Source organism: Bifidobacterium samirii (assembly GCF_003952945.1).
Taxonomy (GTDB): domain Bacteria; phylum Actinomycetota; class Actinomycetes; order Actinomycetales; family Bifidobacteriaceae; genus Bifidobacterium; species Bifidobacterium samirii.
Genome location: NZ_QXGK01000023.1, coordinates 1 through 22,401 on the forward strand (window position 1 = coordinate 1; position 22,401 = coordinate 22,401).

A 22,401-nucleotide genomic window follows, 5' to 3' on the forward strand; every position below is an offset into this window, starting at 1 on the left:
GCCGCTTCGTCGCCATGCTGATCCTGTCTTCCATAAGACAAGCCAAACAGGACCGATACCGTTCGCGCTCATTCCCGATGAGGCACCACCACACCCTACGCGCTCAAAAAACGTGAGGCACGTCGGCGGTAGAATTGTTCACGAGTTTTATGGTATAATTTGAATACGAAAATTAAGCAACAAATCGGAATTGACAGAGGTAATGAAATGTTTGAAGAATTAGGAATTAGTTTTGGCACAGCACTATAATCGTCTTACTTGCATTATATTTTATAATTAAGTGGGCGGTCAAAAATGGAATAAAAGAAGCCTATAGGGATATTACAGGGAAAGTCACTACCGAGGATATTGAGGCAGAACAAATATGTAACGAAGAGGAAAAATAGTTAATAAAGAGAGGTGCATATGCTATGCCAGGTATACTTGTGGTTGAAGATGATGAAAATTTAAATCGTGGAATTACATTTTCACTGAAAAAATCCGGATATGAGGTTTTTTCAGCAGAATCAGTGAAAAAAGCGAAAAGAATTGCAAGTGATAATAATGTGGATGTTGCCATTTGTGATGTGAATCTTCCGGATGGAAACGGATTAGAGCTTGTCAGATGGATGCGGAATTGTCAAAATGTATATATTATCTGTCTTACCGCGTTGGATCAGGAGACAGATCAGGTCATGGGATATGAAGCCGGTGCGGACGATTATATGACGAAACCGTTCAGCCTTTCCGTACTTCTTCTGAAAATCGAGGCTCATTTCCGCCGCAGAAAGAATGAACCCGGAACTCCAAAAATTCATTCAAAGGATATCGTGTTTATCCCCGGAGAGATGAGGGCGTTCGTAAAGGAAAGAGAAATAAGCCTTACGAAGAATGAACTGAAAATGCTGTCCTTTTTTCTTCAAAACCCGAAACAGATTCTTTCAAAAACACAGCTGTTAGAAAACGTGTTTGATCTGGATGGTGATTTTATGGATGAAAACACGGTAGCTGTGAACATCAGAAGGCTTCGGAAGAAAATCGAAGAGGATCCGGCGGCTCCGGTCTATATTAAAAACATCCGCGGGCTTGGGTATATATGGAATCAGGAGGTAAGTCAGTGACGAAACGACATCGTAAAAAGTGGGTTGATGCCTTGTCACTGGTGCTGCCGGTTCTACTCTTTTTTGCAGTATTGAACTGCTTTACCACCTATTTATATTATCAGGATTATCAATGTAAAATGGATATCCTGACAGAAGTTGCGGCGGGCGCAGAGACCACCGGCATGGATGTTGCCGCAGGATGGCTGAAAGGAAACGACCATCAAGCCAATGAACAAGGTAAGCAATTATTAGAGCAATACGGGTACTGGGAAAACAAAGGGACTTCGTTTTATGTGCGCTTCCGGCAGAATATCATGATAACCGGCTGTACAAGCGCAGTGCTATGTCTGTCTTTGCTAACGTTCCTGTTTTACCGGAAGAAAGCTGAGGCGAAAGAAAGTCGGAAACGATTGGAGCAGCTAGAGCAAATCCTGATTGCATTTCGGGAAAATCACTTTGAGGTAGTGCCGGACACAGAAGATCATGTCTGGCAGGAGAGACTGAAATTTCAGCTTGAAGCAATCGGACATCATATCCAGCTGCTGCAAGAGGAAGCCAGAGCGGAGAAGGAAAGCACAAAGGAAATGGTATCCGACATTTCCCATCAGCTGAAAACCCCGGTTGCAGCCTTGGATACCTGCTTTAGCATATTGCTGCGGAACAATCTGAGTGAGACGGAGCAACAGGAATTTCGCATCCGCTGCCGGAGTGCATTGGACGGATTGGAAACATTGTTGCAGTCTCTGCTGGAAATATCCAAACTGGAGACAGGTTTGATTCAGCTTGATCAGAAAACACTTCCCATTATGGATACGATCATCTCCGCAGTAAACCGAACGTATCCAAAGGCAGCGGAGAAAGGGATAGAACTTATTTTCGACTGCAACGAATCACTGGAGCATTGTGCACTCATGCAGGATAAACGTTGGCTTGGAGAAGCAATCATTAACGTTTTGGACAATGCCATCAAATACAGCCCAGAACATTCAAAAATCACGATCCGTCTACAAAAAAGAACCGGCTTTGTGAGAATTGAGATCGAGGATCAGGGAATCGGAATCCCGCAGAGTGAATACCATAAAATATTCCAGCGGTTTTACAGAGGGACTGCGCCGGAAGTCCGCGAAAAGAGCGGAACTGGCATCGGTCTGTATCTGTCCAGACAGATTATTGAGCAGCATGGTGGGACAATCACGGTAGCCTCCGGCAAAGTCAGAAAAGGAAGTACCTTTTTGATTCAGCTGCCGGAGAATGGACTTTCGTAGAGATGATGAGCAGAAGTCTTTCAAATCTGTAAGACTTCTGCTCTCTTTTTGAAAGTGAAATGAAAGGTTCCTTTGATACAATGCTGGTAAATAAGAAAAGGAGGCCATTGGAGTGGGCGTGATATTAGAAACCAAGCAGCTTTGCAAATTTTATGGGACGGGGGAAAATCAGGTCAAAGCCGTCAATCATGTGAATATCCAGATTCAACAGGGAGAATTTGTCGCCATTGTCGGAAAATCCGGCTCCGGAAAAAGTACCCTGCTGCATATGCTGGGCGGGCTGGATACACCAACCAGCGGCAGCGTGATCTTGTCTGACAAGGACCTGTATTCCATGAAGGAGGATCAGCTTGCCGTTTTCCGGAGAAGAAAGATCGGATTTGTATTTCAGGCATTCAATCTGGTATCCTCCATCAATGTGTGGGAAAATATCGTTCTTCCGTTGGGGCTTGACGGAAAAAAAGTGGATAAAGCTTATGTCAATGATATTATCACCACACTGGGTCTTGAACACCGGATTCATAATCTTCCGAATACCCTCTCCGGAGGACAGCAGCAGCGCGTTGCGATTGCAAGAGCCTTGGTAAACAGACCGGAGATTTTGTTTGCGGACGAGCCAACCGGAAATCTTGATTCCAAGACAAGTGACGAGGTGATCGCGCTGCTGAAAATGAGCGCAAAAAAATATGGACAGACGATTGTAATGATTACCCATGATGATGAGATCGCGCAGGTTGCTGACCGTATTTTAGTCATCGAGGATGGACAGGTGGTGGATTTCAATTGAGGACGATCAGCAAAATTGCATTCAGCAACGACAAAAGAAATCGGACAAGAAGTGTCCTCATTATGACGGCGATTTGCCTGACTACCATGCTTCTGGTCATTATCAGTACAATTGGAAATGGACTGATCCTCTTACAGAAGGATCAGGCTGCAAGCTCATACGGAAGCAACTACGGCCTGTTTATCGCCGCAGATGGTACGCAATTAAAAGAAGTGGAACGCAGAGCTGAGATATCTGATATCGGCATCATGTGTACGGAGGGCATCCTGAAAGGAAATGAGAATGGCGGCTTTGTCAGTGCGGATGAAACGGTCAGGAAAATGCTTCCCTATAATCAGGAATATGTGTTGAAGGAAGGTACCTATCCGGAAAAGGCGCAGGAAATTGCCGCAGGACGCGCTTTCTTTGATGCAGTGGGATACCATGATGTAAAGGTCGGAGACACCGTAACATTGGAGTACCGTTCCGGCATGCAGTCGGAATACGCACCGATGGAATTTACTGTCAGCGGGCTTTTATATGACCGGGATGAATATACCATCGAGGCTTCCTATGTTGTATTCGGTTCGCAGGATTTTTATAATGAGCGTGTTGCGGAGGGTGACAGGCAATATAATATCTATTTTACCTTGAGCGATTCTGCAAATGTATCTATGAATAATGTTGCGCCTGTTATAAAAGAAATCGCGGATTCCTGCGGCATTGACCAGAAAAACGTGATCATCAATGACCTCTACCTGCAGTGGGTATTGCAGCCGAGCTATGAAATGATTGTGGTTTGTGGAACCCTGATCCTCGGAATCGTGCTGTTTTCCGTTGTGGTCATTTATAATATCTTCCAGGTCGGGATCGCCCAGAAGGTTCAGGAGTACGGAAAAATCAAGGCGCTGGGTGCAACCAGAAAGCAGATGAAGCAGTTGATCTTTCGTGAGGGCATTCTTCTGGCGGTTCCTTCGATACCGCTGGGGCTGCTGTTTGGTTTCCTGATTGCAAACGTCAGCTTCAACTGGCTGGTGGAGCAGGGAAATCTGGTATCGTCCGGAATCAAGAACCATCAGGTGCCTCTGTTTTCACTGACAATTATGCTCATCTGCATTTTTGTATCGTTTCTTACGGTCGTTTTGGCTCTGCGCAAACCCATGAAAATTGTTTCCCGGATTTCACCCATCGAAGCGACACGGTATCTTGACGGCTCCAAAACGCAAAAACAGGGCAGACGAAAAGGCAGAAAAGATGTCACCGTTTTCTCCATGGCAATGGCAAATGTGACAGGCAATCCGAAAAGAACCATTGCTACGATTCTTACCATGGGGCTTTCCTGTGTATTGTTTGTAATTATCTCTAATTATGTTGGGAATATTGACACGGAGCACGAGGCGCGGATTGCAATCAACCATGGACAATTTGAGTTGCAGCTGGATTATTCCCAGAATTATGATGAAGCCTATTCGGAGAATAATCTGGACACAATCCTACAGAACAACCCACTGAATGATTCTTTGATTAAAGAAATCAAATCCATCCCCGGTGTAACGGATGTACTGACGAGAGAAATCGTCTCTGCAGATCTGAACGGAACAAAATTTCCGGTTGCAATCGTAAATCAAGAGGATTTTGAAATGATGCGCGGGGATGGCGATATCGGTTCCATGGACTATGCACAGGCTGTCAAAAACGGGGATGTTTTCTTTGGCTGGTCCAAGTGGATGGAAGCTGACGGGTATTCTGCGGGTGCACCGATTACATTCAACTTTGACAACGGAAGTGAAACCTATACCTATCAGGGAAAGATTGCAGGATCCTTTGTAAGCGCGGACACTTATCTTGTCATTCCGGAAGGTGTATACCGTTCCATGAATCCGAGGGGAACAGCCTATGGATATCTGTGGGTGGACTGTGATAAAAAAGATGTGGCATCTGTAGAGCAAAGCCTGAATGACCTGCTCTCCGATACTTCTCATATCAAGCTGAACACCTATCACGCAGAATTGCAAACCGCAGAATACGCAAGCCGTATGATGAAGCTTGGCTGCTATCTGTTCATGGCAATTGTCGGTCTCATTGGGTTTATGAATCTGGCAAACACCATGATCATCAATATCATCACGAAGAAGCAGGAATACGGTGTGCTGCAAGCGGTAGGCATGACCAATAAGCAGTTGAATCTGAGCTTACAAATACAGGGCTTGATTTTTACGGTTGGCACCATCTGCGTCGCACTTGCTGCCGGTCTGCCCCTTGGCTATGCACTGTTTTCCTATGCGAAGCATAATGGGATTTTTGGAATGAACGTTTATCACGTTCCTCTTATCCCGATTCTTGTTATGATTCTTCTGGTTGGTATTCTACAAATTGTGCTTTCCTGTGTTTTAAGCAGTAATCTGAAAAAGGAAACGCTGGTAGAAAGAATAAGGTATCAGGGATAGCAAGTAATATGTAATGAACTAGGTCTTAACGAAGAGGAGAAATAGATAACTTCCGATTTGTCGAACTGATAAAATCCCTTTAGGAACTAAAGGGCGCACTTCTATACTCCCCTGTCGGAAGTATCGTGCGTCCTGCGGAGCTTCATTCCCGGTCGGCAGAAGAAAACTGCATGACCGAGAATGTTGCGTCACTTCGTTCCGTCAAGGTGGCTACACCCCCTTGCGCCGCTAATGCGGCTATCCCCTGTGGACTTGCCGTCCGCAAACAGCATAAAATGCTGTTCGCCGCCAGCAAGTTTGGAAAAACAAATACCGAAAATCAGACCGTTGACTGGTCGCACTATGCGAAAAGTCGGCGGTCTTTTTTTATCCCCAAAATCAAAAAAGGAGGTCAAGCACAATGACAAAACCGAAAACCCTTGAACAGCTCCGAGCCGAAAAGGAACGAGCCGAGACGCAGCTTGCGCAGGAACAGCACAAGCTGGAGCGTCTGGAGAATCGAAAGAAGTATCTGGAGAAAGGCGAACGCACCAAGCGCACCCACCGCCTTTGCAATCTGGGCGGCACGATTGAGAGCCTTGCCCCGGAGGTCAAAGATCTCACACGCACCGAAATGACAGAGCTGATGGAGTACATCTTTTCTCTGGCAGAAGTCCAGCGAGCCGTCCACCATATGGCGATTACCCACATCAGCCAAGCAAACAGAGAAAAGGAGTTGAAAGTCGATGGCACTATTTCATCTGAGCGTCACGCAGACTAAACGAAGCGCAGGACAGTCCGCTATTGCTTCTGCCGCCTACCGAGCCGGGGAGCGATTGTATAGCGAGTATTACGGCGAATACAGCGACTACACACGCAAGGGCGGCGTGATCTGCTCTGACATTCTCCTGCCGTCCCATGCACCGCCCGAATACGCAGACCGCCAGACGCTATGGAACGCCGTGGAAAAAGCCGAGCGTGGAAAGAACGCCCAGCTTGCATACAGCTTTGACATTGCCTTGCAGAATGAATTTTCCCTTGAGGAAAACATCGCTCTTGCAAGGCAATTTTTGTTGGAGAACTTTGTGAGCCGGGGCATGGTGGTTGACTTCGCCGTACACCAGCCAGACCGGGAGGACGGCGGCATACCAAATCCGCATTTTCATGTGCTTTGCCCCATCCGCCCCATCGAGCAGAACGGCAAATGGGGGCTAAAGCAACGCCGGGTGTACGAGCTGGACGAGGACGGCAACCGTATCCGGGACGCAGACGGAAAGTTTGTGTTCAACGCCGTTCCCACTACCGACTGGGGCAGTCCCGAAACGCTGGAATACTGGCGGCAGACATGGGCGGAGCTATGCAACGCCAAGTTTGCGGAAAAGGGGCTTGACGTTCGTATCGACCACCGAAGCTATGAGCGTCAGGGCGTGGAGCTTCTTCCCACCGTCCATGATGGCGCAACCGTCCGGGCAATGGAGAAGAAAGGCATACGCACCGAGAAAGGCGAGTTCAACCGCTGGATCAGAGCCACCAACGCCGTTATCCGGGACATCAAGAAGAAAATCGCTCTCCTGTTTGATTGGATTGCCGAAGCAAAAGCGGAGCTTGCCAAGCCGCAGGCACCCGACCTTGTTTCTCTGCTGAACGCCTATTACACCCAGCGCAGAGCCGGGGCGTATTCGCAGAAAGGCAAGGTCAGCAATCTAAAGGAGATGAACGAGACTTTCAATTATCTCCGGGCAAACGACATTTACTCCCTTGAAGATTTGGAACACCGTGTCAGCGAACACAGTGCTGCCACAGAGAGCTTGAAGAAAACGCTGGACGAACAGACCGCCCGAATGAAAGCAATTAAGCAGCTCTATGACAGCTCCGCTGCTTTCCAGAGCTTGAAGCCTATCTATGACGGCTTGCAGAAAATCAAGTTTGAGAAGCCCAGAGCCAAGTACAAGGCAGAGCATGAAGCGGAACTGAAACAGTTCTACGCCGCCAGACGAAAGCTGACCGGAGAGTTCCCGGACGGTAAGGTGGATATGAAAAAGCTGTCCGCAGAGTATGACGCTCTGGAACAGGCGCATGAAACCACCTACGGCGAGTTTAAGACCGTCAGAGACGATTTACACCGCCTTTGGAAGGTCAAGTCATGCGTAGATACTGCCGCCCGATTTAACGAGCGTACAGAGGAACAAAAGCTCCAAAATCGACCCCAAACACGACACAAAAAGGAGGATATATCCCGATGAAAAAATACGACTGGAAGAACGAATACAACCCCATCCGCAGAACGGCAAAACGCCTTTTGAGCGGAGAGCCTTTGACCGATGGCAGACCGCTTTCCAATCTAATTGAGCTGGACGAACACACCCGGAAATGCCTTGCCTTTGAAGCCACCCTCACCGACCGTCAGATTGATATGTTGCAGGATTTGGGCTATCTGCCCGTTACCACAAGACAGTACGGTGAGGAATGTGCAAACTGCCCCTATACGCTGGACGAGCGTGAGCATGGCGTTTGCAGACGATGCGCTGTTTTCAAGAAGTAAGGAGGACGCTCATGCAGTACACCCAAGCACAGATTGACCGGGCAAACGCCGTCAGTCTGGAAGATTTTCTCCGCACACAGGGAGAAACGCTTATCAAAAGCGGACGGGAATACCGCTGGAAAGAGCATGACAGTCTGACCGTCCGAGGAAACAAATGGTTTCGCCACAGCCAGAGTAAGGGCGGCTATCCCATTGATTTTGTCATGGAGTTTTACGGAAAGTCCTTTCCCGAAGCCGTCCAGCTCCTGATCGGCGAAAGCGGCGAGGGACAGAGCGAAGCCAGCACAGCACCGCCCACAGCGTTTCACTTGCCCTTGCACAACAGAACAGCCGACAGAGCAATTCAATATCTTTGCGAAAGCCGAGGTCTCAACAAAATGCTTGTTGAGGCTTTTCTTCTTTCCGGGGATATTTACGAAGACGCAAAGCGGCAAAATGTTGTGTTTGTTGGCAGAGACCGAAGTGGTACGCCGAGATACGCCCATGTGCGAGGAACGGCAGACTCATTCAGACAGGACATTGCCGGGTCTGACAAGTCCTATCCGTTCCGATACGAGGGCAACGGCAACCAGCTCTTTGTCTTTGAAGCGCCGATTGACCTGTTATCGTTCATCTGCCTTTATCCGCAGGACTGGCAGACAAGGAGCTATCTTGCCCTGGGCGGCGTTTCGGGCAAAGCCCTTGACCGTTTTCTTTCTGAACGCAAGGACACCCGAAAAGTATTCCTCTGCCTTGACAGCGACACCGCAGGAAGTGAAGCCTGCTCCCGACTGGCACAGTCCATTCCCGGCGAGATCGCCGTCATTCGCCTTGTCCCGGCAAGGAAAGACTGGAACGATGTTCTCCGTCAGCAAGGGGACATTCCCAGCCGCAAATTCATAGCCGAGACAATCACGCTGCGAGAGCTGCCCACCGCCCAGCCTGTCCCAATGCTCCGCATGGCAGATGTGGAGCTGACGAGCGTGGATTGGCTATGGTTTCCGTATATCCCCTTTGGAAAGCTGACGATCATACAGGGCAACCCCGGTGAGGGCAAGACCTACTTTGCCATGCGTCTTGCGGCGGCTTGCACCAACCGAAAGCCTTTACCCGGTATGGAGAAACTTGAGCCTTTCAATATCATCTATCAGACCGCAGAGGACGGTTTGGGCGATACCGTTAAGCCCCGGCTGATGGAAGCGGACGCAGACCTTGAACGAGTGCTTGTCATTGACGATAGAGACACGCCGCTGACTCTTGCCGATGAGCGCATAGCAAGGGCAATCCGTGAGAACAACGCAAGGCTGGTTATCATTGACCCGGTACAGGCGTTTCTGGGCGCAGATGTGGACATGAACCGGGCAAACGAGGTGCGCCCAATATTCCGCAGTCTGGGAGACATTGCACAGGCTACCGGGTGCGCTATCGTGCTGATTGGACACCTCAACAAAGCCGCAGGAACGCAAAGCACCTACCGGGGATTGGGGTCTATCGACATTACGGCGGCAGTCCGCAGTCTGCTGTTTATTGGCAAGCTGAAAGACAGTCCCACAACAAGGGTGCTTATCCATGAGAAAAGCTCCCTTGCGCCGCCCGGACAGTCCCTTGCCTTTTCTCTGGGAGACGAGAAAGGCTTTGAATGGATAGGAGCTTATGACATTACCGCTGACGAGCTTCTTGCCGGGACAGACACCGCCAAGACCGAAAGCAAGACCGCACAGGCGCAAATGCTCATTCTGGAACTGCTTGCAGATGGAAAGCGTATGCCGAGCGCAGAGCTGGAAAAGGCAGTCAATGAGCGTGGGATTTCCTCACGCACCATGAGAACGGCAAAGAGCCGTATCGGGGACAGACTTGTGACCGAGAAAGACGGCACAGCATGGGTCTGCTATCTCCGAGATTGACAACAGGAACACGGCAAGCGTGGCAAAGACGGCAAGGTTTTTATAGATACCTTAATGTTGCCGCCTTGCCTTGTTCCCTCATACCGACACCGCCCGATGATGAACAGTCACCGGGCATTTTTCATTTACAGGAGGATTTTGAATGAACAATACCGCAACCAACACCGCCACTTGCCCTACTGTCAGAAAGCAGATTGGCAAGACAACCTATATCGTCCGTGTGCATTTCAGCCAGACCGCAAAAGAGACAATGGAGGACAAAATCAAGCGTCTGCTCCGTGAGGAAGTCCGCAAAATGTGACTTCTTTGTGAATTTGATGAAAAAGTCCTTGACTTTTCGTCTCTGGCGTCACCGACCTGGATTTCCTGTTCCTACGCCGCGCCGACGCCGACGCGCTCGAACGCTGGGCCGAAGGGCGGCCATGACGATGCTGATGGCGCGCGGACGGCGGCATCATGCGGCCGCTCGTCCGCGCAAGACAATCACTCGGCCGCGCAGAGCGGGCCGGACCAGTCGTATTCGCGCTCGCGGGCGGACTCGATCGGCTCCTCGGGCAGGTGCAGCGCCGGGATCGTCTTGGGCTTGAACGGGAAGCGCTCGGCGCGCATGCGCTCGTACGCGGCGATGTCGTCCTCATGCTGGAGCGTCAGGTCGATGTCGTCGTAGCCGTTCATCAGACGCCAGCGCACGTAGTCGTTGACCTCGAACGGGAGCGTCACGTCGCCGCAGGTGACGGTGCGCTCCTCCAGCGAGACGGTCATCTCGCGGCCCGGCTCCTCCTCGAGCAGCTTCCACAGCAGTTCGACGCTCTCCTGCGGCATGATCGCCGCGAGCACGCCGTTCTTCGCGGTGTTGCCGTAGAAGATGTCGGCGAAACGCGGCGCGATGACCACGCGGAAGCCATAGTCGTGCAGCGCCCACACGGCGTGCTCGCGCGACGAGCCGATGCCGAAGTCAGGGCCGGCGACCAGGATCTGGCCCTTCGCATACTCGGGCTGGTTGAGCACGAAATCGGGGTTGCGGCGCCACGCGTAGAACAGCGCGTCGTCGAAGCCGGTCTTGGTGACGCGCTTGAGGAACACGGCGGGGATGATCTGGTCGGTGTCGACGTTGGAGCGGCGCAGCGGCACGCCCACGCCGGTCAGGGTGGTGAGTTTTTCCATGATGAGGTCCTTATCTACGACTTGCGAATGTCAGCGTCTGCCTGCGGGCCGGCCGGATGGGCCGCCCGGCTCACAGGTCGGCGGGCGAGGAGATCGTGCCGCGGATGGCGGTGGCGGCGGCGACCTGCGGCGAGGCGAGGTGCGTACGCGAACCCTTGCCCTGACGGCCTTCGAAGTTGCGGTTGGAGGTCGAGATGGAACGCTCCCCCGGCACGAGCTTGTCGGGGTTCATGCCCAGGCACATCGAGCAGCCGGCGTTGCGCCATTCGGCGCCGAAGTCGGTGAAGATCTTGTCGAGTCCCTCGCGTTCGGCCTGCAGGCGCACGCGCGACGACGCCGGCACGACCAGCACGCGATGGATCGAATCGGCCTTGTGACGGCCCTTCATGATCGCCGCGGCGGCGCGCAGGTCGTCGATGCGGCCGTTGGTGCACGAGCCGATGAACACGGTGTCGACCGGGATCGACTTGATCGGCGTGCCCGGCTTGAGGTCCATGTACGCGAGCGCCCGTTCGGCGGCGGTGCGCTTGGTTTCGTCGGCGATGTCGGCCGGGTCGGGGATGGATGCGGTGATGGGCAGGCCCTGGCCGGGGTTGGTGCCCCAGGTGACGAACGGGCCGAGGGCGCTGGCGTCGATGTCGACGACCGTGTCGAAGACGGCGTCGTCGTCGGTCTTGAGGGTCTTCCAGTAGGCGACGGCCTGGTCCCACAGTTCGCCCTGCGGCGCGTGCGGGCGGTTCTTGAGGTATGCGAACGTGGTCTCGTCGGGGGCGATCATGCCGGCGCGGGCGCCCGCTTCGATGGACATGTTGCAGATGGTCATGCGTTCGTCCATGCTGAGGTTGCGGATCGCTTCGCCGCGGTATTCGATGACGTGGCCCTGTCCGCCGCCAGTGCCGATCTTGGCGATGATGGCGAGGATGATGTCCTTGGCGGTCGCGTCGGCCGGCAGGGTGCCGTTGACGTTGATGGCCATGGTCTTGAACGGCTTGAGGCTGAGGGTCTGCGTGGCCATGACGTGTTCGACCTCGGACGTGCCGATGCCGAACGCAAGCGCGCCGAACGCGCCGTGGGTGGACGTGTGGGAGTCGCCGCAGACGATGGTCATGCCCGGCTGGGTGAGGCCGAGGATGGGGGCGAACGCGTGGACGATGCCCTGGTCGGCGTCGCCGAGCGGGTGGAGGCGCACGCCGAACTCCTTGCAGTTCCTTTCGAGCGTGCTCAGCTGCAGGGCGCTGGTGCCGTCCGGGTTGGGACGGTCGATGTCGACGGTGGGGGTGTTGTGGTCTTCGGTGGCGATGAGCTGGTCCACGTGGCGCGGTGTACGGCCGGCCAGGCGCAGGCCTTCGAACGCCTGCGGGCTGGTGACTTCGTGCATGAGCATCAGGTCGATGTACAGCAGGTCGGGAGCCCCGTCGCTGCCCTTGCGCACCAAATGATCGGCCCAGACCTTTTCGGCCAGTGTCGTTCCCATTCGGATTTCCTCCTCGTTTTTCCGCGCGGGGTCTTGTCCTCGCGCCTTCATCGTGGTATACAGCCTATGGTCCGGCCCGGGGAGCGGCCGAGGTGAGGCCGGTATATGAGATATGGGGCGACGCGGCTCGGCGGCGTGGCTTGCCGTCCGTCGTCGGCGACCGTCGTCGGCGGGCTCTGCTACAACACGAGCCTGAAAACCGCGTTTTGCATTTCACTATGTGAGATGGCATAATCGGCGTTTATGACTTCCCCCAACGCAGACGACATCATGTCCGACGATCAGCTCGACAAGACCCTCGACACGTCCCTCACGTCCGCCCGCGCGACCGCCGCGGCATCCGACGACGGCGAGATCCACTCCGGCGTCGGCGTGCTCGACAAGACCGTCAAGATCCTCGACGCCCTCGAATCCGGCCCGGCCACGCTCGGCCAGCTGGTCGCCGCCACCGGACTGGCGCGACCGACCGCGCATCGTCTGGCGATCGCGCTGGAACGCCACCGTTTCGTCCTGCGCGACCAGCACAGCCGTTTCGCGCTCGGCTCGCGGTTCGCGGAACTGGCCGCCGCGGCCGGCGAGGACCGCCTGCTGACCGCCGCCGGCCCGATCCTGCAGACCCTGCTCGACCGCACTGGCGAATCCGCGCAGATCTACCGCCGTCAGGGCGACCAGCGCGTGTGCATCGCCGCCGTCGAACGCGCGTCCGGTCTGCGCGATTCGATCCCGGTGGGCGCGATGCTGTCGATGGAGGCCGGCTCGGCCGCGCAGATCCTGCTCGCCTGGGAGGATTCCGAACGCCTGCACCAGGGCCTGCGACGCGCGAAGTTCAGCGCCGCCAAGCTCGCCGCCGTCCGCAAGCGCGGCTGGAGCGAGTCGGTCAACGAGCGCGAGGAGGGCGTGTGCTCGATCTCCGCGCCGATCCGCAACGCGTCCGGCCAGGTGATCGCCGCGATCTCGATCTCCGGCCCGACCGGCCGTATGGGCAACTCCCCCGGCCGCCGCTACGCGCCGCTCGTCATGGCCGCCGGCAAATACCTGACCGACGCCCTGATCAAGGCCTCCTCCGGTCGCTGACCGACGGTCGGCCGGGCGCCGACCGGTTGCATCCCATCGTTCGAGGGGACGTTCCGAACCATCGGAACGTCCCCTCCGTCATATCCGAGCGTCGCAACCCGTGCATCATCGGACAGACCCATACGAATCCCGACGCAAATCGGGCCTCCAGCGTCGCAATCCGTAACCAATCGGACAGTCATATGCGAATCACGACGCGAATCGGCCTGTCAGCGTCGCAATCCGTATGGAAAAGACCGGCCACGTACCGATTGCGACGCAAATCAGGCCTCCAGCGTCGCAATCCGCAATCAATCGGGCAGTCATATGCAGATTCCGACGCAAACCCGGCCTGTAGCGTCGCAATCCGTAACCAATCGGACAGTCGTATGCGAATCCCGACACAAACTGGCCGGGCAACGTCGCAATTCGTAGTCAGAAAGGCCGATCAGGGGCATCCCCACGCCGATCAGCACGGCAGCGTCGCTCCACACGGCCCGCCTCTCCATAAACCATTTGCGACGCAAATCAGCCGGTCAGCGTCGCAATCTGCAATCGGCCGGTCCACCATATACAAATCACGACGCAAATCCGGCCCGCAGCGTCGCAATCTGCAATCAGTTGGGCAATCATATGCGAATCACGACGCAAGACGACCCGGCAGCGTCGCAATCCGTATGGAAATGGGCGACCGCGTACCGATTACGACGCAAATGGCACGTCAGTGGGAGAAGATGGACGTGAAGAACGCGACGATGCGCTGCCACACGGTCTTGCGATGCAGCAGATTGCGACCCTCCGTGTCCGATTTGACGGCGGCGATGTCGTACGCGTACGCCTTGCGCGAGCTGGGCTTGCCGACCAGCTCGCCGTAGTCGAGCAGCTGCGTGCGCGGCTCATGCGGGTGGCGGATGTCGAATTCGAACAGTCGCGCCGCCCGGTTCTCGGCCGCCGGACCGTACGATCCGAAACCGCACGTCGGCGTCGCCACGAGCATCATCCCGTCGACCGTGCCGACGAACCCGTTGCGATGGTCGTGCCCGGCGACGATGCCGAAGCAGCCCGCGTCGCGCAGCGCGGCGAACTCGCCGCCGTCGAAGTCAGGGCAGCTGACGCCCTCCCCCAGATAGCTGCCGGGTTCGGTGCGCTCCTGGTCGAGCGCGTAATACTGCGATTCGTACGCCCGGTAGCCCTGGATCGCGCCCGGCGCGGTCGGCTCGACCGGCTTGAGCAGGTCGTAGAACTGCGGGACGGGCATGTGCTGGAACGTGAGGAATCGCGCGCCGGTGAGCGTCTGCACGCGGCGCAGGAACGCCATCGTGCGCGCGGTCGGCTTGCCGTAGCCGCCCTCCTCGGAATAGTCGCCCGAGTCGGCGACGGCGATCGTCAGCACGTTGCCGGCGTGGTCGACGTCCATCACCGGCAGCGCGAACGTGCCGGCCGTGCACGGGTAGACGCGCTGGTCGGGCAGACCGGAGCCGGGGACGGCGACAGGCGTCGGGACGACGGGACCGGGGATGCCGGCGGACGCATCGTCAGAACCGGAAGGAACGTCGGCGGACGGCCCAGACGGCATAGCCGACGACGTGCCCGGAGCGTCGTCCGAGGCGATGACGGCCGTCGACGGACGGTCATCGTCGGCGTCCGACGCCGCAGCACCGTCGCCGTCGGCCGGCGGGGCGGGGTTCAGGCAGCCGGGGATCGTGCGGTAGATCGCGTCGAGGTCGTCGTTCGACAGGCCGCATTGGAAATCATGATTGCCGTACGTCACGGCGAACGGGATGCCGCGCGCGACAAGCGGCGCGGTGAACGATTCGACCATCGCACGCACGGATGCGCGCGTCGCCGACAGGTCGCCCAGTTTGGCGGGCGTCCAGCGGCGCTTGCGGAATGTCGCGGCGAACGCGGGATCGTAGCCAGCGATCTGATTGCCAGTGAAGACGACCAGGTCGGGACGCGCCGCATCGCAGGCGGCTTCGATCAGGCGGATCGTGTCCTTCGCGACCTTCGGACCGTCCTGGATGTCGGCGAACTGGAGTATGCGGAACTTGCCGGAATGGTGGAACTGGAGCCGGCCCATGCGCGCCGATACGGACAGCGGCCGCGCGTCGTCGTGCGCCGCGGCGTCGGTATGGTGGTCGTTGCGATTGCGTTCCGTCATGAACCCAAGACTAGCCCACTTTCGCGGCGTTCCGCGCGTGTTCGGCGGCGAGCCGACGATGATGCGGCCTCGTTGCGGATGGTTGCGGACTTGCCGGAAAACAAAAAACCCTCGCTATTCGCGAGGGCTCATTGGCTGGGGTGCCTGGACTCGAACCAAGAATGGCTGAACCAGAATCAGCTGTGTTGCCAATTACACCACACCCCAATTTGGCTGGCGTCCGATTCCGAAGAATCGGTCCGTCGTACCCCCAACCGGATTTGAACCGGTGTTGGCGCCGTGAGAGGGCGTAGTCCTAGGCCGCTAGACGATGGGGGCTTGAGTTGTGTGTTCCGCGGTAACCCGCGCAACGAGTGATTAATATACGCGCATCCACCACCTTACGCAAGTCACGGCGTGTCGCCTTATGTTCCAACGGTTTTCACACTCGACAAGGAGGACTTGGCGTCGATGAGAAAAGTCAGAAACGTGCCTCCGGAAGAGGAAACCAACCCGACCGGCGTCTCATGCACAGCCGGAGACGAGCACGCTACGCACGATCCAAGAGGGATGCCACGGGACATTGCAGGCGACACGCCCGGGATAGTCATACGGAACGCGCAATACCGAGCCACAATCCACGAAATCGGAGACCATCGGCCGTTCTATACGACTACTCCGGGCGTGTCGCCACATGGCAGGACACCCCCCATGAAGAGCTCGTCGTCGAACTTCTTTGCCCGCAAGACGGCATGGTTAAAAACGCCGGAGAGACCGCCTCAGCGAGGCTGGAAAACGAAGAACCCCGGCCGAAGCCGGGGTTCTTCCGTTCGTACCCCCAACCGGATTTGAACCGGTGTTGGCGCCGTGAGAGGGCGTAGTCCTAGGCCGCTAGACGATGGGGGCTTGAGTTATCCGTTCCGCAGGTGACTGCGCAACGAGTGTTTAATATACGGGAGTCGGTGCCGCAAGTCAACTACGGCGTGTCGCATCGTGAACACCCGCTTGACAAGCCGGTCGGCGACGGCTTGACGGGGCAGCCAACACGACCGCATCATACGCAAACGGCCCCTCCGGAGAGGGGCCGAAACACAACAATGGAATCGCAGGCGGCTAGGCGACCGGACCGGCAGACGCACGATCATCAGACAGCCGAACCATCAGGCAATCAAGCGATCAAGGCAATCAGGCAACCGGACGACAGCCGCCCAGGCAACACGGAACGACCACGCCGGACAGCTAGGCAGCCGCCCGCGCAACCCGCGTCCGCGATCAGGGTCACAGGTGCTCGCGCAGGCCCTTGAGACGGGCCACGGAGATCTCCTTGCCGACGATCTCCATCGACTCGAACAACGGCGGCGAGACGCGGCGGCCGGACATGGCCACGCGCACCGGGCCGAACGCCAGACGCGGCTTGTAGCCGCCGTCCTCGATCAGCGCCTTGTTGAGCAGCTCGTGCAGCGGCTCGGCCTTCCAATCGGCCTCGTCGACGGCCTCGAGCGCGGCGACGGCCTTGTCGAGCACGTCGCCCGCGGACTCCTTCAGGGTCTTGCGCGCGTCATCGTCCGGCTCGATGTAGCCGTCGGTCGACAGCAGCGAGCCGACCATGCCGGCGACCTCGCCCAGCAGGCGCACGCGCGGCTGGACCAGCTCGACCGACGCGGACAGGACCTCGCGCTCGCGGTCGGTCAGCGCATCCCACTCGTCGGCGGACACGACGCCGTCGCGATGCAGGTACGGGACGGCGCGGCGCAGGAAGTCGTCGGCGTCGAGCATGCGGATGTGCTCGGCGTTGATCGAAATCGCCTTGTCGATGTCGAAGCGGGCCGGGTTGGCCTTCACGTCGCGCACGTCGAAGTTGGCGATCATCTCGTCCATCGAGAACACGTCGCGGTCGGCGGCGATGGACCAGCCGAGCAGGGCGAGGTAGTTGAGCAGGCCCTCGCGGATGAAGCCGGCGTCGCGGTGGTTGAACAGGTTCGACTCCGGGTCGCGCTTGGAAAGCTTCTTGTTGCCCTGGCCCATCACGTACGGCATGTGGCCGAACAGCGGCATCTCCTTGGCGATGCCCAGCTCCATGAGCGCGCGGTACAGCACGATCTGGCGCGGGGTGGAGCTCAGCAGGTCCTCGCCGCGCAGCACGACGTTGATCTCCATCATCGCGTCGTCGACCGGGTTGGTCAGCGTGTACAGCGGGTCGCCGTTCGGGCGGACGATCACGTAATCCGGCACGGAGCCGGCCTTGAACTCGATGCGGCCGCGAATCAGATCGTCGAACGCGACGTCCTCGTCCGGCATGCGCAGACGGATGGCGGGCTGACGGCCCTCGGCGCGGAACGCGGCCTTCTGCTCCTCGGTCAGGTTGCGGTCGTACCCGTCGTAGCCGAACGCCTCGGGACGGCCGGCGGCGACGTTGCGCGCCGCGATCTCCTCGGGCGTGGAGAAGGATTCGTAGGCGTAGCCGGCCTCAAGCAGCTTGGCGGCGACGTCCTTGTAGATGGCGGAACGCTGGGACTGACGGTACGGGCCGTGCGGGCCGCCCACGTCGATACCCTCGTCCCATTCGATGCCCAGCCAGCGCAGCGATTCGAGGATCTGGTTGTAGCTGTCCTCGGAGTCGCGCTGCGCGTCGGTGTCCTCGATGCGGAAGACCAGCTTGCCGCCGGTGGCGCGCGCCTCCGCCCAGTTGAACAGGGCGGTGCGGATCATGCCGACGTGCGGGGTGCCGGTCGGCGACGGGCAGAACCGCACGCGCACGTTCGCGGGCAGTTCGGGCTTGGTGTTGGTGGTGTTTTCAGCTTCGCTCATAACGCCCCATTGTGCCGCGCAAGCGGGACGTGGGAGGGCGGACGGACGGGAAGCCGGGAAGCCTTTGGACGCGCGGCACACCCCTGATATGCGAACGGGGCGGCTCCGACGCGCCCTGCGCCGGAACCGCCCCATCATCCCGTTTCGCGGAACCCTGCTATGCAGTCAATCCCAGGAACAGGGCCGACCAATCCTCGACCTCGTCCTCACAGGTCTCGCGCTCGGTAACTTCCTTGTTCATCGTCGGACACCTCCTTGTCGTGACGGTTTGTCGCTATGAGTATCGATACCATTATCGATACTACGTGGACCGATTTAACACACTACCCTCAAACCGGTTCGATACCAGTAATCAGAATAGCATACCGGTACGAACAAACCTGAGTGCAACCTGAAGAACAGGTATCAAATCGGTAACAATCATCGAAGTCGTTCCCGCCGGCCGCCGGATGCCAGCGGGGCTGCCGTATGCTGCCCGGGCGAGAGCCCCCTCGACAAGGCGCCAGCGCGGCAACCGCAAGAGCAAACCCTAGAATCTCCACGCTGATGAGCTCTCTGCGAGGCAACCGAGAGAACCACCCATGGAATCTCCTCGCTGATGAACGTCCCAGCGAGGGAATCATACGAGCACATCGAAGAAACACCTCGCTCGCAGACACTCAGCGAGGCAAATGTACGGGTAAACCACGAAATCCCCGCGCTAATGGGACCTCAGCGAGGCAACCATATGAGCTAGCCGGATATTCTCCTCGCTGACAAGGTCTCAGCGCGGCAACCGAGAGAGCTGCCCGCGGAATCTCCTCGCTGACGGACACTCAGCAAGGCAACCATACGAGCAAACCCGGAATTTGCCTCACTGACGGCAACTCAGCGCGGCAACCGAGAGAGCTAACCTCGGATAATCATCGCTGACGGGCCCACAGAGAGGAAGCCGTATGGGTAAACCTTGGAATCTCCTCGCTGACGAGTTCTCAGCGAGGTAATTGAGGGAGCCAGTCGAAGATTGTTCTCGCTGACGGCGGTTCAGCGCGGCAACCAGGAGGTTGGCCGTGGATAATCCTCGCCCAAGAGGTGAAAACACGGCATGGATGCGCATAGGAGCAGCGAAGCCGTCTTCCGCTGTCGCGACCGGGGTCATATACTGGGCGCGTTCGCGCGGTTGGTGGCAGCAGCCGTGCCCACATCAATCGTCGCGCCCATATCCCGGGCAGCCGGAATCATCCGGAGGACGGAGCCATCCGGCAATCGGCAACCGGCATCCGACAGGTCATCCCGACCACGTCCGGACGTCGCACGGCACCGCGCAGGCATTGCGAATCGCGGCCCCGACCGGAGACGGCCCGGCTCCGCATGCACGGGAGGGCGACGGTCGGTGCGTCGCGCGGGCTCCTCACCTTCCCGCGTTCCTCGCGCCGGCCGCAACTGCACGCGTAACCGCGCGAAAGGCAAGGTGATCCGGTGAACAATCCCATCCGAACCGTCGTCCGCACCATCATCGACGGCATCCAAACCATCGACGGCACGGCCGGCCATACGACCGACCGCACGACCGCTGCCGTCGGCCGCGGCACGGGCGCCGTCCGTCATACGGCCGCAATCCGCCGCGCAATCGGCGGCATCCACGCGGCCGACGGCATCCGCACGACCGGCGGCACGACCGTCCGCCATCCCGCACGCACGGCGGGCGCGGCGATCGGCGCGGTCGCGATCGCCGCCGCGCTCGGCGGCTGCGGCGGCGGAACCGCGAACGGCACCACGGGCACGGCGAGCGTCGACGGCAACGACGCCGCGTCCATCTCGTTCATGCTCGACTGGACGCCCAACACCAACCACATCGGCCTGTACGTCGCGCAGCAGCTCGGCTACTACAAGGACGCCGGCGTCGACGTGACGATCCTGCCGACCGCGCAGGCCGGCGCCGAGACCAGCGTCGAGAACGGCGTCGCCGACGTCGGCTTCACCACGCTCAGCAACGTCGCCGCGTTCGACGCGCAGGGCGCCGACCTGACCATGGTGTTCGACCTGACGCAGAAGCAGACGGCCCGTTGGTGCGCGCTCGCCTCCCGCACCGACATCACCACCCCCAAGGACCTCGACGGCAAGACGTTCGTCAGCTTCGGATCCGCCGAACAGAGCGCCGTCGTCACGCAGATGATCAAGGATGCGGGCGGCACCGGCGAGTTCAAGACCGCCACCGCCGGCACCAACACGTTCGAGACGCTCACCAGCGGCAAGGGCGACTTCGGCGGTTTCTACGCGACATGGGAGGGCGTCGAAAGCGAACTGAACGGCCCGGCGCTCAACTGCTTCGTCGCATCCGACTGGGGCGTGCCCGGCAACCCCGACCAGCTCGGCTTCGCGGTCCAGCGCTCCTGGCTCGACGACGCCGGCCACGCCGCCGCGCTGCGCAAGTTCCTCGCCGCCACGCGCAAGGGCTACGATTACGCGCTCGCCAACCCCGACAAGGCCGCCGACCTGCTCGTCGACGCCGCGTCGACCGCGCAGCTCGATGCGAAGCTCGTGCGCGCGTCGATGCAGGAGATCATCCGCGGACGGTATTGGGTCGATGACGATGCGGATGCCGCGGACGATGCCGGTTCCACCGATGCCGGTTCCGCCGATGCCGGTTCCGCCGATGCCGGTTCCGCCGACGGCTCCGACCAGCAGGTGACCGGCATCCTCGACTTCGACGACGCCCAGCCGTACCTCGACTTCCAGTACCAGGCCGGCACCTATCAGGACGCCGACGGCAAGAACCCCGCCAAGGCCCCGCAGGCCACCGACCTCGCCACCAACGACTACCTCGGTTGACGGGTCTCACCTGCATTCCCCCAACCCGTTGCGTGACTCCAGTCCAAGAAACCGAATAATCCTCGGAGCGAAGTCACGCGCATCCGCGCATCGGGCCAGTCGCCTCGGCCGCAACGCCCACCATCGAAAGGACAACATGACCGCAATCCGTCGGCGCGCTGCCCGCCCCACATCGGACAGCACCATCCAGAACCGCGCATCACGCACGCTCAACCGCATCGCGGCGCGCATCGTGCCGCCGGCGACGGCCGTCATCATCCTGCTGGCCATCTGGGAGGCGGCGGTGCGGTTCGGGCATGTGTCGGAACGCGTGCTGGCCGCACCGTCGCAGGTCGTCGCGTCGATGGCGGCGACCTGGCCGGACCTGATGGCAGCGACCGCGGTCACCACGTACGAGGCGCTCGCCGGCTTCGCGATCGCGATCGTCGCCGGCGTGCTGATCGGCATGGGACTGTACCTGTCGCGCACGCTCAACCGCGCGTTCTACCCGCTGCTGGCCGCCGCGCAGACGGTGCCGCTCATCACGATCGCGCCGCTGTTCATGATCTGGTTCGGGTTCGAGCCGCTCGGCAAGATCGTGATCGTGGCCGTGTTCGGCGTGTTCCCGATCGCCGTGCAGACCGCGCGCGGTCTGGCCGCCGTCCCCCGCTTCTACGAGGACGTGGCGCTCACGTGCGGCGCGACGCGCGCGTGGACGCTGTGGCATGTGAAGATGCGCGTTGCGGCGCGGCAGGTGTTCGGCGGCGTGCGCATCGCCGCCGCGTACATCTTCGGCACGGCCGCGACGGCCGAATACCTGGGCGCGATGAACGGCCTGGGCATCTGGCTGCAGGCCGCGTTCAATTCGTTCCGCACGCCGCTGATCTTCTCCGCGACCGTCGTCGTGATCGCCGAAACCGCGATTCTGCTCGCGCTGATCTCGCTCGCCGAACGGCTGCTGCTCGGCGACGACGATACGATCGCCGTCGGTTCGGAAGGCGAGTGAGC

The 22,401-nt window shown here is 58.2% G+C and carries 18 protein-coding genes and 3 tRNA genes; 14 read left to right on the plus strand and 7 right to left on the minus strand.

The window, feature by feature from the left end; translation table 11 throughout:
- Positions 1-248 precede the first annotated feature (248 nt).
- The 11 genes from D2E24_RS10845 to D2E24_RS09220 all read left to right on the plus strand — a co-directional run bounded on the left by D2E24_RS10845 (position 249) and on the right by D2E24_RS09220 (position 10,265).
- Positions 249-386 carry a DUF6019 family protein gene (locus tag D2E24_RS10845; protein ID WP_476512675.1) on the plus strand — a complete coding sequence of 46 codons (138 nt, stop codon included), beginning with the start codon at positions 249-251 and terminating at the stop codon, positions 384-386.
- Positions 387-425: 39 nt separating this feature from the next.
- On the plus strand, positions 426-1,100 hold the full coding sequence (locus D2E24_RS09175) for a response regulator transcription factor (protein WP_206430962.1): 675 nt from the start codon (positions 426-428) through the stop codon (positions 1,098-1,100).
- Entirely contained in the window at positions 1,097-2,347 is a 1,251-nt protein-coding gene (locus D2E24_RS09180; protein ID WP_202962063.1) for a sensor histidine kinase, read from the plus strand. Before D2E24_RS09175 ends, D2E24_RS09180 begins: the two co-directional genes overlap by 4 nt.
- Positions 2,348-2,459: 112 nt before the next feature.
- Entirely contained in the window at positions 2,460-3,134 is a 675-nt protein-coding gene (locus tag D2E24_RS09185; protein WP_109056626.1) for an ABC transporter ATP-binding protein, read from the plus strand.
- Between the two features lie 86 nt (positions 3,135-3,220).
- A complete protein-coding gene (locus tag D2E24_RS09190) occupies positions 3,221-5,560 on the plus strand; it encodes an ABC transporter permease (protein WP_204314893.1) in 2,340 nt (779 codons plus the stop codon).
- A 170-nt stretch (positions 5,561-5,730) separates the two neighbouring features.
- Entirely contained in the window at positions 5,731-5,964 is a 234-nt protein-coding gene (locus tag D2E24_RS09195) for a hypothetical protein (RefSeq protein ID WP_084686030.1), read from the plus strand.
- Positions 5,961-6,320, plus strand: a complete 360-nt coding sequence (locus tag D2E24_RS09200) for a DUF3847 domain-containing protein (protein ID WP_034526285.1) — start codon at positions 5,961-5,963, stop codon at positions 6,318-6,320. Before D2E24_RS09195 ends, D2E24_RS09200 begins: the two co-directional genes overlap by 4 nt.
- On the plus strand, positions 6,286-7,782 hold the full coding sequence (gene mobQ, locus D2E24_RS09205) for a MobQ family relaxase (protein WP_033495402.1): 1,497 nt from the start codon (positions 6,286-6,288) through the stop codon (positions 7,780-7,782). The genes D2E24_RS09200 and mobQ overlap by 35 nt, the downstream gene beginning before the upstream one ends.
- On the plus strand, positions 7,779-8,081 hold the full coding sequence (locus tag D2E24_RS09210) for a hypothetical protein (RefSeq protein WP_033495400.1): 303 nt from the start codon (positions 7,779-7,781) through the stop codon (positions 8,079-8,081). Before mobQ ends, D2E24_RS09210 begins: the two co-directional genes overlap by 4 nt.
- A gap of 11 nt (positions 8,082-8,092) precedes the next feature.
- Positions 8,093-9,964, plus strand: a complete 1,872-nt coding sequence (locus tag D2E24_RS09215; RefSeq protein WP_125969045.1) for an AAA family ATPase — start codon at positions 8,093-8,095, stop codon at positions 9,962-9,964.
- 142 nt (positions 9,965-10,106) lie between these two features.
- Complete coding sequence (locus D2E24_RS09220) at positions 10,107-10,265, plus strand: transposon-encoded TnpW family protein (RefSeq protein WP_006428300.1); 159 nt, start codon at positions 10,107-10,109, stop codon at positions 10,263-10,265.
- A gap of 182 nt (positions 10,266-10,447) precedes the next feature.
- Here D2E24_RS09220 and leuD read toward each other — a convergent pair whose 3' ends face one another.
- Together leuD and leuC are read right to left on the minus strand one after the other, a co-directional pair.
- Positions 10,448-11,128: a 3-isopropylmalate dehydratase small subunit gene (leuD, locus tag D2E24_RS09225; protein WP_125969046.1), complete on the minus strand. Its 681-nt coding sequence runs from the start codon at positions 11,126-11,128 to the stop codon at positions 10,448-10,450.
- 70 nt (positions 11,129-11,198) lie between these two features.
- Positions 11,199-12,602: a 3-isopropylmalate dehydratase large subunit gene (leuC, locus tag D2E24_RS09230; RefSeq protein ID WP_125969047.1), complete on the minus strand. Its 1,404-nt coding sequence runs from the start codon at positions 12,600-12,602 to the stop codon at positions 11,199-11,201.
- Positions 12,603-12,845: 243 nt separating this feature from the next.
- Between leuC and D2E24_RS09235 the strand changes: the two genes are divergently transcribed.
- Complete coding sequence (locus D2E24_RS09235) at positions 12,846-13,676, plus strand: IclR family transcriptional regulator (RefSeq protein WP_420897491.1); 831 nt, start codon at positions 12,846-12,848, stop codon at positions 13,674-13,676.
- Between the two features lie 700 nt (positions 13,677-14,376).
- Here D2E24_RS09235 and D2E24_RS09240 read toward each other — a convergent pair.
- From D2E24_RS09240 to gltX, 5 genes are all read right to left on the minus strand, one after another.
- Entirely contained in the window at positions 14,377-15,816 is a 1,440-nt protein-coding gene (locus D2E24_RS09240; RefSeq protein WP_125969048.1) for a metallophosphoesterase, read from the minus strand.
- Positions 15,817-15,948: 132 nt separating this feature from the next.
- Positions 15,949-16,023: transfer RNA gene (locus tag D2E24_RS09245), tRNA-Gln, on the minus strand.
- Between the two features lie 38 nt (positions 16,024-16,061).
- Positions 16,062-16,134: transfer RNA gene (locus tag D2E24_RS09250), tRNA-Glu, on the minus strand.
- A 494-nt stretch (positions 16,135-16,628) separates the two neighbouring features.
- Positions 16,629-16,701: transfer RNA gene (locus D2E24_RS09255), tRNA-Glu, on the minus strand.
- A gap of 372 nt (positions 16,702-17,073) precedes the next feature.
- Positions 17,074-18,603, minus strand: a complete 1,530-nt coding sequence (gene gltX, locus D2E24_RS09260) for a glutamate--tRNA ligase (protein WP_125969049.1) — start codon at positions 18,601-18,603, stop codon at positions 17,074-17,076.
- A gap of 1,803 nt (positions 18,604-20,406) precedes the next feature.
- Between gltX and D2E24_RS09265 the strand changes: the two genes are divergently transcribed.
- Together D2E24_RS09265 and D2E24_RS09270 are read left to right on the plus strand one after the other, a co-directional pair.
- Positions 20,407-21,414: an ABC transporter substrate-binding protein gene (locus tag D2E24_RS09265; RefSeq protein WP_125969064.1), complete on the plus strand. Its 1,008-nt coding sequence runs from the start codon at positions 20,407-20,409 to the stop codon at positions 21,412-21,414.
- 136 nt (positions 21,415-21,550) lie between these two features.
- Positions 21,551-22,399: an ABC transporter permease gene (locus D2E24_RS09270; protein ID WP_125969050.1), complete on the plus strand. Its 849-nt coding sequence runs from the start codon at positions 21,551-21,553 to the stop codon at positions 22,397-22,399.
- The last annotated feature ends 2 nt before the right edge of the window (positions 22,400-22,401 follow it).

Excerpts from the sequence above, each read along its gene's own strand:
- D2E24_RS09190 (WP_204314893.1), top strand. The coding sequence starts at position 3,221 with ATGCTTCTGGTCATTATCAGTACAATTGGAAATGGACTGATCCTCTTA.
- D2E24_RS09195 (WP_084686030.1), top strand. The coding sequence starts at position 5,731 with ATGACCGAGAATGTTGCGTCACTTCGTTCCGTCAAGGTGGCTACACCC.
- D2E24_RS09200 (WP_034526285.1), top strand. The coding sequence starts at position 5,961 with ATGACAAAACCGAAAACCCTTGAACAGCTCCGAGCCGAAAAGGAACGA.
- mobQ (WP_033495402.1), top strand. The coding sequence starts at position 6,286 with ATGGCACTATTTCATCTGAGCGTCACGCAGACTAAACGAAGCGCAGGA.
- D2E24_RS09210 (WP_033495400.1), top strand. The coding sequence starts at position 7,779 with ATGAAAAAATACGACTGGAAGAACGAATACAACCCCATCCGCAGAACG.
- D2E24_RS09215 (WP_125969045.1), top strand. The coding sequence starts at position 8,093 with ATGCAGTACACCCAAGCACAGATTGACCGGGCAAACGCCGTCAGTCTG.
- D2E24_RS09220 (WP_006428300.1), top strand. The coding sequence starts at position 10,107 with ATGAACAATACCGCAACCAACACCGCCACTTGCCCTACTGTCAGAAAG.
- leuD (WP_125969046.1), bottom strand. The coding sequence starts at position 11,128 with ATGGAAAAACTCACCACCCTGACCGGCGTGGGCGTGCCGCTGCGCCGC.
- leuC (WP_125969047.1), bottom strand. The coding sequence starts at position 12,602 with ATGGGAACGACACTGGCCGAAAAGGTCTGGGCCGATCATTTGGTGCGC.
- D2E24_RS09235 (WP_420897491.1), top strand. The coding sequence starts at position 12,846 with ATGACTTCCCCCAACGCAGACGACATCATGTCCGACGATCAGCTCGAC.
- D2E24_RS09240 (WP_125969048.1), bottom strand. The coding sequence starts at position 15,816 with ATGACGGAACGCAATCGCAACGACCACCATACCGACGCCGCGGCGCAC.
- gltX (WP_125969049.1), bottom strand. The coding sequence starts at position 18,603 with ATGAGCGAAGCTGAAAACACCACCAACACCAAGCCCGAACTGCCCGCG.
- D2E24_RS09265 (WP_125969064.1), top strand. The coding sequence starts at position 20,407 with ATGCTCGACTGGACGCCCAACACCAACCACATCGGCCTGTACGTCGCG.
- D2E24_RS09270 (WP_125969050.1), top strand. The coding sequence starts at position 21,551 with ATGACCGCAATCCGTCGGCGCGCTGCCCGCCCCACATCGGACAGCACC.